Annotated in this window: 12 protein-coding genes; 8 read left to right on the plus strand and 4 right to left on the minus strand. The window is 43.7% G+C overall.

The annotated features are described in order from the left end of the window. The first annotated feature begins 506 nt into the window (after positions 1–506). The 3 genes from metG (at position 507) to LIZ66_RS17965 (ending at position 3,537) form a co-directional block, all read left to right on the plus strand. Complete coding sequence (gene metG / locus LIZ66_RS17955) at positions 507–2,465, plus strand: methionine--tRNA ligase (protein WP_195478499.1); 1,959 nt, start codon at positions 507–509, stop codon at positions 2,463–2,465. A 77-nt stretch (positions 2,466–2,542) separates the two neighbouring features. Continuing rightward, a complete protein-coding gene (gene moaC / locus LIZ66_RS17960) occupies positions 2,543–3,049 on the plus strand; it encodes a cyclic pyranopterin monophosphate synthase MoaC (RefSeq protein WP_118577929.1) in 507 nt (168 codons plus the stop codon). After that, a complete protein-coding gene (locus LIZ66_RS17965; protein ID WP_195478498.1) occupies positions 3,046–3,537 on the plus strand; it encodes a MogA/MoaB family molybdenum cofactor biosynthesis protein in 492 nt (163 codons plus the stop codon). The genes moaC and LIZ66_RS17965 overlap by 4 nt, the downstream gene beginning before the upstream one ends. Before the next feature lie 96 nt (positions 3,538–3,633). Here LIZ66_RS17965 and LIZ66_RS17970 read toward each other — a convergent pair whose 3' ends face one another. Next, a complete protein-coding gene (locus LIZ66_RS17970) occupies positions 3,634–3,882 on the minus strand; it encodes a DUF6783 domain-containing protein (protein WP_173769703.1) in 249 nt (82 codons plus the stop codon). On the opposite strand from LIZ66_RS17970, the gene LIZ66_RS19655 reads away from it, so the two are divergent. Continuing rightward, positions 3,781–4,035 carry a DUF6783 domain-containing protein gene (locus LIZ66_RS19655; protein ID WP_306797120.1) on the plus strand — a complete coding sequence of 85 codons (255 nt, stop codon included), beginning with the start codon at positions 3,781–3,783 and terminating at the stop codon, positions 4,033–4,035. The genes LIZ66_RS17970 and LIZ66_RS19655 overlap by 102 nt on opposite strands. On the opposite strand, the gene LIZ66_RS17975 is transcribed toward LIZ66_RS19655, so the two are convergent. Together LIZ66_RS17975 and LIZ66_RS17980 are read right to left on the minus strand one after the other, a co-directional pair. Further along, positions 3,921–4,730 (minus strand): peptidase dimerization domain-containing protein, encoded by an 810-nt coding sequence (locus LIZ66_RS17975; RefSeq protein WP_173769704.1) that lies wholly within the window; start codon positions 4,728–4,730, stop codon positions 3,921–3,923. The genes LIZ66_RS19655 and LIZ66_RS17975 overlap by 115 nt on opposite strands. A gap of 42 nt (positions 4,731–4,772) precedes the next feature. Next, entirely contained in the window at positions 4,773–5,165 is a 393-nt protein-coding gene (locus LIZ66_RS17980) for a M20/M25/M40 family metallo-hydrolase (protein WP_173769705.1), read from the minus strand. Positions 5,166–5,356: 191 nt separating this feature from the next. On the opposite strand from LIZ66_RS17980, the gene LIZ66_RS17985 reads away from it, so the two are divergent. Genes LIZ66_RS17985 through LIZ66_RS18000 form a run of 4 tightly spaced genes read left to right on the plus strand, consistent with a single transcriptional unit; the run spans position 5,357 to position 9,267 of the window. Beyond that, positions 5,357–6,133 carry a TatD family hydrolase gene (locus tag LIZ66_RS17985; RefSeq protein WP_173769706.1) on the plus strand — a complete coding sequence of 259 codons (777 nt, stop codon included), beginning with the start codon at positions 5,357–5,359 and terminating at the stop codon, positions 6,131–6,133. Positions 6,134–6,158: 25 nt separating this feature from the next. After that, the gene (locus LIZ66_RS17990; protein ID WP_227201165.1) at positions 6,159–7,019 is read left to right on the plus strand and encodes a class I SAM-dependent methyltransferase; all 861 of its coding nucleotides are present in this window, start codon (positions 6,159–6,161) and stop codon (positions 7,017–7,019) included. After that, positions 7,016–7,633, plus strand: coding sequence for a GNAT family N-acetyltransferase (locus LIZ66_RS17995; protein WP_173718512.1), 618 nt, complete (start codon positions 7,016–7,018; stop codon positions 7,631–7,633). Before LIZ66_RS17990 ends, LIZ66_RS17995 begins: the two co-directional genes overlap by 4 nt. Then, entirely contained in the window at positions 7,630–9,267 is a 1,638-nt protein-coding gene (locus tag LIZ66_RS18000) for a SpoIIE family protein phosphatase (protein ID WP_227198948.1), read from the plus strand. Before LIZ66_RS17995 ends, LIZ66_RS18000 begins: the two co-directional genes overlap by 4 nt. 80 nt (positions 9,268–9,347) lie before the next feature. On the opposite strand, the gene upp is transcribed toward LIZ66_RS18000, so the two are convergent. Next, a complete protein-coding gene (upp, locus tag LIZ66_RS18005; protein ID WP_118579383.1) occupies positions 9,348–9,977 on the minus strand; it encodes a uracil phosphoribosyltransferase in 630 nt (209 codons plus the stop codon). Positions 9,978–10,124 lie beyond the last annotated feature (147 nt).

Genomic DNA, 10,124 nt, shown 5'->3' on the forward strand with positions numbered 1-10,124 from the left:
ACATTGGGACATTTTCCTTTGTGGTATATTAGGACATTATCATAAATGGTTCATATGCATCGCTGTAAAATGATAAATTTGGGTTTACAAACCCATTAAAATGTGATACGCTCTTTTATATGAATTTATAAGCCAAACCCATAGAAAAAGAGAGTACATTTGCGTACCGCATTACAGAGAATCCCCCGGGAGATGAGCAGTTAAGAGTTGCTTTTCCAGGCTGAGAGGGGGTGTGTATGGAACAGATGGAAGATGGCTTTGGAGGGGCGCAGTTGAAGTAATTTAGGCTGCGACAGGAACGCCTGTTATAGCGTAAGGGTATGAAGGTACCCGGTGAGATTCCCGAAGATGGTTTTTCCATCTGTACCGTGAGGCGGGAATGAATAGAAGTGGTAACACGGGATAACTCGTCTTCTCAGTATATTTGAGAAGACGTTTTTTTATGTTGTGACAGGAAGGAGAAGTTTAACCAGCTCTTTTTGTTACACAGAAAAGGAGGAAATACAATGAGTAAACCAAAATATTACATCACCACAGCCATTGCCTATACATCCGGCAAGCCGCACATTGGCAATACCTACGAGGCGGTTCTGGCAGACGCCATTGCGCGTTATAAAAGACAGCAGGGCTACGACGTATTTTTCCAGACCGGAACTGACGAGCATGGCCAGAAGATTGAGCTGAAAGCAGAAGAAGCAGGTGTTACACCTAAGGAATTCGTTGATAACGTATCCGGTCAGATCAAGAGCATCTGGGATCTGATGAACACATCCTATGACAAATTCATCCGTACCACAGATGAAGACCATGAGAAACAGGTTCAGAAGATTTTCAAGAAAATGTATGCAAAAGGGGACATCTACAAGGGAGAGTACGAGGGAATGTACTGTACTCCATGTGAGTCCTTCTTCACAGAATCCCAGCTTGTAGACGGAAAATGTCCGGACTGCGGACGCCCATGCGTACCAGCTAAAGAAGAGGCTTATTTCTTCAAAATGAGCAAATACGCAGACCGTCTGATCGAGCACATTAAGACACATCCGGAATTCATTCAGCCGGAATCCCGTAAGAACGAGATGATGAACAACTTCCTTCTTCCGGGACTTCAGGATCTGTGCGTATCCAGAACTTCTTTCAAATGGGGAATTCCGGTAGACTTTGATCCGAAGCATGTTGTATATGTATGGCTGGATGCCCTGACCAACTATATTACCGGAATCGGTTATGATTGCGATGGAGACAATTCTGAACTGTTTAACAAGATGTGGCCTGCCGACCTTCATCTTATTGGAAAAGATATCATCCGTTTCCATACTATTTACTGGCCAATCTTCCTGATGTCACTGGATCTGCCTCTTCCGAAGCAGGTATTCGGTCATCCGTGGCTTCTCCAGGGCGATGGAAAAATGAGCAAATCCAAAGGAAACGTTATCTACGCAGATGAGCTGGTTGATTTCTTCGGCGTTGATGCTGTCCGTTATTTCGTACTTCATGAAATGCCGTTTGACAACGATGGTGTGATCACCTGGGAGCTGATGGTAGAGCGTATGAATTCCGAGCTGGCAAATACTCTTGGAAACCTGGTAAACCGTACCATCTCCATGTCAAACAAATACTTTGGCGGCGTGGTAGAGAATAAAGGCGTAACAGAACCTGTTGACGATGATCTGAAGAGCTTCATTCTTTCTGTTCCTGCAAAGGTTGATGCAAAGATGGAGAAACTTCGTGTAGCAGATGCCATCACAGAAGTGTTCACTATTTTCAAACGCTGCAACAAATATATTGATGAGACAATGCCATGGGCACTTGCAAAGGACGAGACCAAACAGGATCGTCTTGCAACCGTTCTTTACAATCTGGTTGAGGGCATTTGCATTGGAACCACTCTTCTTGAGTCCTTTATGCCGAACACAACAAAGAGAATCCTTGGTCAGTTAAATGCTTCAGAGAGAACTCTTGAGGATCTGAAGACATTTGGACTGTATCCGTCAGGAAACAAGGTAACAGATAAACCGGAGATCCTTTTTGCCCGTATGGACATCAAAGAAGTTATGGAAAAAGTAAACGAGCTTCATCCACCGAAAGAAGAGCCGAAGGAAGAAAAGCCAGAGGAGAAGGTTGTAGATATTGAGGCGAAGCCAGAGATCACATTTGATGATTTCGCAAAACTTCAGTTCCAGGTTGGTGAGGTTATTGCCTGTGAGGCAGTGAAGAAATCCAAGAAACTTCTTTGCTCTCAGGTTAAGATCGGAAGCCAGGTTCGCCAGATCGTATCTGGAATCAAGGCTTACTATACACCAGAGGAAATGGTTGGCAAAAAGGTTATGGTAGTAACCAACTTAAAACCAGCGAAACTTGCAGGAATTCTTAGTGAGGGAATGATCCTTTGCGCAGAGGATGCTGAGGGAAATGTATGCGTAGTCAGCCCTGAAAAAAATATGCCGGCAGGATCTGAAATCTGCTGATTTTGACCGGAAGCGTCCATCTGATATAGCCGGAATATAATACAATAGGTTAATATTGTTATAAAAAGGGACGAATTATGTGTAATAAATTAAGCCATTTTGATAAAAATGGTAATGCTGTTATGGTGGATGTCTCGGATAAACCGATTACCCACAGAACTGCAATTGCAACAGGTTCTATCCAGGTTGGAGCAGAAATCATGGAGCATCTTACTGCAGGCACTGTGGCAAAGGGAGACGTTCTTGGCGTTGCCAGAGTTGCCGGGATCATGTCTGTGAAGCACACCTCGGATCTGGTACCTATGTGCCATCCTTTGCCGGTTACCAAATGTACCATTGATTTCGAAATTGAAAAAGAAAATGGAATTATCCGCACTTTTTGCACTGTGAAGACAGACGGTAAAACAGGCGTGGAAATGGAAGCACTTACCGGTGTGCAGGTGACTCTTCTTACAATTTATGATATGTGCAAGGCAATCGACAAGCATATGGTGATGACGGATATTCACCTGGTAGAGAAAACTGGCGGTAAGAGTGGAGATTTTTTATTCAAAGAAATAAAAACGAAGGGGGGAGAAAAATGAAACGAGTAGCAATTATCACATCCAGTGATATGGGATTTCAGGGTAAGCGGGAAGATTTAAGCGGTCCGGCAATTAAGGAAATCGCAGAAAGAGAAGGCTATCAGGTAGTATCTATGGATATTCTTCCGGATGATCGTGCCATGCTTTCCAGACGAATGGCGGAAATCGCAGATGAGAATCAGGCAGAACTGATTTTGACTACTGGTGGAACAGGTTTTTCCCCGCGGGATGTTATGCCGGAGGCCACCGAAGATATCACAGAACGTAAGGTTCCGGGAATCCCGGAAGCCATCCGCGCCTACAGCATGACGATCACAAAACGCGCCATGCTCAGCCGCGCCACAGCCGGAATCCGGAAAAAGACTCTGATCATTAATCTTCCAGGCAGTCCGAAAGCAGTAAAGGAGAGTCTGGAATACATTATTGGAGCTCTTGACCATGGTATTGAGATTATGACCGGGGAAGCTGGAAATTGTGCAAGGCAGTAAATATCCATAAATTTTATAGTAAATGAGAATCCCCTCCACTATGCAGCAGTTGCTTTTGTGGAGGGGATTCTTAGTTTTTGGGCTGACGAAGACTGCTTATGGCTGCTCTTTCATAGTTTTAAAATATTGGCTTGTTACAATCAGAGAGTTGTGCACCATATCTTCCAGTGCCTGATCTGTAAAATATGCGGCGTGAGTCAGCATAAGTACATTAGAGCCTGTTTGAAAAATCATTCCCGCAATCTGCACGCCCCACTTTGCGGTATATTTTGCCCGAATTCGGTTGCCGTAGCCCGCTACGGCGCCCTCATCCGGACAAAATCTCCCACAAATTGTGACGCACATCTTGCAGAAAGCCTTTTTCAAACACGCTCTAGGAAGATCTATAATCCGAAATTTTTACGAATTACATTTGCAAGCAGCTCTGCAGTACCGTCAATTCCGAAATTGTTGCTGTTCAGCATCAAATCCATATATTCGGTACTTCCTGGCTGTTGACCAAATGTGGCGATCAGTTCGCTGATGCTGTTGTATGCAGGTTCAAAAGCAGAAGTATCAGGCGTGTTTTCAAAGTATTCCAAAACGTAGCTGACGGCAGCGGCAGTACCATAGGTAAGTCCGTCCTCGTCCAGATCAAATTCCGGGGTATGGTGATTAGCGCCGGAACCTAATTCGTCATTTTTTATTCCCACGAAGGTTTCTACACCTGGAAACAGGCTGCACATATAACTGAAGGTTTCAGATGCCATCCATGGCTCACAATCATATATGACATCTTCGCCGATCTGTTTCTTGATAGAATCAATATAGGTTTTTCTGCATGCAGGATAGTTCTCTGTAGGTAAAAGCTGTTCCAGCAATTTAAACTGGTAGGTACAGTAATTAAGAGGACAAATTGCAGCAACAATTCGTTCAAATTCTTTGATAAATTCTTCTCCGCTGCTTCGATCCATCATTCGGATGCTTCCCTCGCAGGTAAGCTTGTCGGGGATCAGGTTAAAGGTTGCTCCTGCATTGACAGAGCCCAGAGACCAGGTCAGAACGGTGTTGGGTTTTATGTATTTTAACCGGAGTGTATCAAGGTTGGAATATATGTCATGGAAACAGTCAATTACACTGTGAGCAAGATCCGGTCTGGAACCGTGTCCGCCTTTTCCGTTTATTTCAAGTACGAAGTGGTAAAGGCCTGACATGGCAGAACCCTGGCAGCAGGAAAGTTTTCCTGTGGGAATGTCCTAACGCACATGAGAGGCGTAGCAGGTGTCAAACTTCATGTCCTTTTCTGCCATATAAGCCAGAAGCTTTTCTATATTCCGATGTCCTTCTTCTCCTTCCTCAAATATAAGGACAACGCGTCCATTTAGGGAAGCTTCCATATTCTTCAGTATTTTTGCGGCGGTAAGAAGCATGGCAATGTGGCCGTCATGGCCGCAGCCATGCATAACACCAGGATTTTTTGAAATACATATTTTTTTATTCTTAAGATTGGTCTCGGATTCCAGTATGGGAAGTGCATCGATGTCGGATCTGAGAAGAACTGTTTTTCCGGTACTGTCTCCGTTTATATATGCAAAAATGCCACCGCCTGGTACCTGGACATAAGGAATATCAATTTTTTCAAGCTCCACATTATCTGTCGAATCTTCTGAATTATCAAGTATTTTTTGCTTTTTTGAAATTGTGTTTAAAATAGTTCGATGTTCGTTCTATTCACAGTAACAACTAAAATAGAACTTCCAAAAAGAGGTTTATAACACTTTACTGGTATGATTTTAGTATGCTATAATTGTTGTATCGCAAAGAAAAATGAGGCAGAAAAATGATATTTGATACACATGCACATTATGATGATGAGGCATTTAACGAAGACAGAGATCAGATCCTTTCTTCCATGAAAGACGGGGGAGTGGGCTGTATTGTAAATGTGTGCGCGTCCGTCGGGGGATTTGGCGGGACCTTGGAATTGATGAAAGCGTATCCTTTTGTGTATGGCGCAGTGGGGGTTCATCCCGACGATGCAGGAATTATGACACAGGATACTCTGGATGAGATCCGGCGTCTTTCCCATATGGAGAAAATGGTCGCCATCGGAGAAATCGGTCTGGATTACTACTGGCATAAGGAAGAGGCAGAGCATAAACAGCAGCAGGAGATGTTCCGGGCGCAGATGGACATTGCTAGGGAGGAGAAGCTGCCATTTATGATCCACAGCCGGGATGCAGCCGAGGACACTCTGGAGATTGTAAAGGAATATATGAAAAAAGATATGTTCGGAGGAATCATTCACTGCTTTTCCTACAGTAAGGAGATTGCGGCGGAATATTTGAAAATGGGACTTTATCTTGGCATTGGCGGCGTGCTTACTTTCAAAAATGCAAAGAAGCTGAAAGAAGTAGCTGCCATAGCGCCGCTGTCCCAGATCGTTCTGGAAACGGACTGCCCTTACATGGCACCGGAGCCCAATCGAGGCAGGAGAAATTCCTCCTTGAATCTGCCCTATGTTGCAGAAGCCCTGGCGCAGATCAAGGGAATTACTGCAGAAGAAGTAATTGCAGTGACGGAAGAGAATGCGAAGCGGTTATTATTCAGAGCATAAATTTTGACGGACAAGGAGACAAGTAGTGCAAAGTCAGTTAGTATTTCAGGAAAAAAAAGAGAGGGAACGACTGAGAAGACAGAATTTGCTGTTGTCACAGGCAGAGAAACCTGCGTTAGAGCATTTTTTTAAGGGAAAGTCAGAACTTTCTGTTCTGGATATTGGCTGCAATGATGGAGCCCGAACCTTTCACCGCTTTTCAGATGACAGGATTTCCAGGGTGATTGGCCTGGAGTATAATCAGCAGCTTGTGGAAAGAGCCAACAGTCAATTCGGAAATACTAAATTTTCTTTTTATCAGATGGATGTGGATCGGGATTCGTTTTCAGCGGACCTTCAGAAGCTCTGCGCAGAACCGGAAGACAGAGAATTTGACCTGATCTGTCTTTCTTTTGTATTAATGCATTTATATGATGGGGAAAAGCTGCTTCGCACATTGAAGAATTTTTTGAAAAAAGGCGGAGTGATTTTTATCACAGAAAGCAATGACCGCATATCCACTTTGGCTCCAGATGAAAAGAATCTTCTTGGACAGTTTCTGGATATCTTAAAAGAGGACAAATACGCAGGAAAAAGAGAAACCGGTCAGGCCGTTCCCGGCTGGCTGACCAACTGCGGATACGATTATATCCATGTCTGGTGCAAGGAGATTTCCGCTGCCAAAGGCGAACAGCAGCAAAAAGAAGATATTTTCCAGACCTTTTTTTCCTATTTGCCCGAGGATGTGGAAATCTTGCTGGCGGAAGAACCGGATAACAGAAAATATCAGGACTGGCAGAACTGGCTGAAGAAGAATTATGAAGAACTTCAGCAGCTGATTCTGAGTGAGGAATCGGAGATTACAATGGGCATGCAGATTTTGTCCTGTGAGAAGGGAAGCTTATGACACAAAAGACAGGGAGGTTTGGGGCTTCTGGCAGAGAATTTTGTCTGTATTCATTGGAAAAAGAGGATATTGAGGAAACACTGCAGCTTATGGACAGGTGCGTAGGCGAAAATCTGTATCAGAAAGAAGAGCTTGAGCAGGCCATTGGAAGCAGTGAACGGGCATTCCTTCTGCTGAGAACTGCAGAAGGAGAGCTTGCAGGATATATTTATTACTATCTTACCAATGAGAAGCAGATTGCAGAGGATACCAGGCTTACGGAACAGAAAATCCAACGGGTATGCCAGCAGGATACTTTGGCACCTGTTGGCAAGATTCAGTCAGTAGGAATAAAAGAAGCATTTCGCAGACAGGGTCTGGCAGTTGGGCTTATGAACTATGCATTGAATCAGTTTGCGGAGAAGGGCATAGGGGAAGTGTTTATCATCTGCTGGAATGCAGGCGGTAAAGTTCCTCTGGAAAGGGCACTTCAGGAATGTAAGTTTGTTCATCTTTTTTCTGCAAAGATGATCTGGTATAATAAAAAAGAACTTTATTGTCCATATTGCAAAGGACGCTGCAAGTGTGATGCAGAGGTCTATTTTAAGAAAGTTAAGGAAAGGAATTGCAAATGAAAATAAAACTTCTTCCTAAATTTATACTTTCACTTGGCGTGATCGGTGTAATCCTTACCATTGCCATTTCTCTTTTCAGCTATAGAAGCTCCAGATCCTATCTGGAAAATCTATATGCACAGAGGGTAATGACGAACAGCAATAGTATTGCAGATATGATGTCGGTTTCGGATGTGAAGAAAATCCTGGCAGAAGGCGGGGACAAGACAGAAGAATATTCGGAAATGGTTACGTTGTTTAACAAGCTGAAAAAGGATGGCGATGTTACATATCTGTCTCTGGTTGTTCCGGATGAAGACAGTGTTCATTTCTACATAGATGCCCTGGTTGAGGAATTGGGAGATGATCCTGCGAATCAGATTGCCTATGGAAGTGACATTTTGTACACTGATGCTGCAAATCCTGATGATCCTGCTGACATGGAGAAATATATTACCATATGGAACCAGTATCAGCAGAATAAAGGTGTGGATCATCCGCTTGTGACGGACAACAGCTATGGCTATAATTACACGGGCATTTCGGTGATTCTGGACGAGAATGGAAAGGCTCTGGCAGAAATTCAGTATATTCTGGATATGAAAGAGGTCAGGAATTATCTGAATTCCTTTCTTATCAATATGCTGCTGATTTCTTTTTGCATTATCGCAGTGACGATGGCTGCGTATATTGTCTTTGTGCGAAAGACAATCACCAGACCGATCAGCAGGCTGGCTGATTTTACCCAGGAGATTACAGAGAGCGGAAAGTTTGAGAATCAGAGAATTACCATGAAAACTGGTGATGAGATCGAGGCACTAAGTGACTCTTTTAACTTTATGATGGAAGAGCTTGAAAATTACATTGCCAATCTGTCCAAAGTGACTGCCGAGAAGGAGCGAATCGGCACTGAGCTGGATATTGCCAGGAATATTCAGGCATCCATGCTGCCATGTATTTTCCCGGCCTTTCCGGATCGTAAGGAATTTGATATTTATGCAACTATGACACCTGCAAAAGAAGTTGGCGGTGATTTTTACGATTTCTTCATGGTAGATGAGACACATCTGGCAATTGTTATGGCCGATGTATCCGGAAAAGGTGTTCCGGCTGCGCTCTTTATGGTCATTGGAAAAACGCTTATCAAGGATCACACTACACCAGGAAGAGATTTGGGGGAGGTTTTCTCTACTGTAAATAATCTTCTTTGTGAGGCAAACAGTGAAGGCTTGTTTATCACTGCTTTTGAAGGTGTGTTGGATCTGGTGACAGGAGAGTTCTGTTTCGTAAATGCTGGACATGAAATGCCATTTATCTGTAAAGCAGGCGGCAGTTTTGAGGCATATAAGATCCGTCCAGGCTTTGTCCTTGCTGGATTTGAAGATATGAACTATAAAGCCGGCAGTATGACGCTGGATGTGGGAGATTTGATCTTCCAGTATACAGACGGTGTGACTGAGGCTACAAATGTAGAAAATCAGCTTTATGGAATGGAGCGTCTGGAGCAGGTTCTGAATCGTGTAAAAGACAGAACACCATCAGAAATTCTGCCTGAAGTGAAAAAAGATATTGATGCTTTTGTGGGAGAGGCACCGCAGTTTGATGATATTACCATGCTTTGCGTAGAGTATAAGGCGAAGATGGAAAAAGCATGATCGGGCAAAAAAAGGCTGAATTCTGGAAATGAGATAATTTCCGGAATTCAGCCTTTTTCAAATATGCTCTGGTCAAAAATCTATTTAGTACCAAAAATTCTGTCGCCTGCATCGCCAAGTCCCGGGCAGATATAAGCGCGGTCGTTCAGTTCTCTGTCCAGATGTCCTACATAGATCTGCACATCCGGGTGCACCTCATGAAGTCGTTTCAGACCTTCCGGAGCAGCGATAACAAACATACATTTAATGCTCTTTCCACCATGTTGTTTGATGAAGTTAACAGCGGAGATAGCAGAGCCGCCAGTTGCAAGCATGGGGTCAACCATAACGATGAGACGCTGGTCGATAGGATCCGGAAGCTTACAATAGTACTCATGAGGCTCATGAGTAACCGGGTCACGGTAAAGACCAATATGACCGATCTTGGCAGACGGAACCAGAGTGGTGATACCATTTACCATACCCAGACCTGCACGAAGTACAGGAACAACAGCAAGCTTCTTACCAGAAATCATAGGAGTTCTGCAAGTCTCAATAGGAGTCTCAACTTCAACATCCTCAAGAGGAAGATCGCGAAGAGCTTCAAAACCCATAAGAACTGCAATCTCCTCAATAAGTTTGCGGAATTCGTTTGTTCCGGTCTCCTTATTACGAAGAATGGAAATCTTATGCTGGATCAGCGGGTGATCCATAATAAAAACATTGTCCATATCTGAAAAATTTGACATGATAAAAACCTCCGTAGTGTGATAAAGTTGCCATTGCCCTATGCAATAACAATCGTTACTGTTCACTCCGTGATCAGTAACACGCTTCGCGATGCACAGAAATCATGCATTCGCATGATTTCGCGCCGC

Origin of the sequence: Blautia faecis (assembly GCF_020554845.1) — a bacterium.
GTDB lineage: Bacteria > Bacillota > Clostridia > Lachnospirales > Lachnospiraceae > Blautia_A > Blautia_A faecis.

Coding starts and splice junctions, on each gene's coding strand:
- LIZ66_RS17995 (WP_173718512.1), top strand. CDS start 7,016: ATGACACAAAAGACAGGGAGGTTTGGGGCTTCTGGCAGAGAATTTTGT.
- moaC (WP_118577929.1), top strand. CDS start 2,543: ATGTGTAATAAATTAAGCCATTTTGATAAAAATGGTAATGCTGTTATG.
- upp (WP_118579383.1), bottom strand. CDS start 9,977: ATGGACAATGTTTTTATTATGGATCACCCGCTGATCCAGCATAAGATT.
- LIZ66_RS18000 (WP_227198948.1), top strand. CDS start 7,630: ATGAAAATAAAACTTCTTCCTAAATTTATACTTTCACTTGGCGTGATC.
- LIZ66_RS17965 (WP_195478498.1), top strand. CDS start 3,046: ATGAAACGAGTAGCAATTATCACATCCAGTGATATGGGATTTCAGGGT.
- metG (WP_195478499.1), top strand. CDS start 507: ATGAGTAAACCAAAATATTACATCACCACAGCCATTGCCTATACATCC.
- LIZ66_RS17970 (WP_173769703.1), bottom strand. CDS start 3,882: ATGTGCGTCACAATTTGTGGGAGATTTTGTCCGGATGAGGGCGCCGTA.
- LIZ66_RS17975 (WP_173769704.1), bottom strand. CDS start 4,730: ATGTCAGGCCTTTACCACTTCGTACTTGAAATAAACGGAAAAGGCGGA.
- LIZ66_RS17985 (WP_173769706.1), top strand. CDS start 5,357: ATGATATTTGATACACATGCACATTATGATGATGAGGCATTTAACGAA.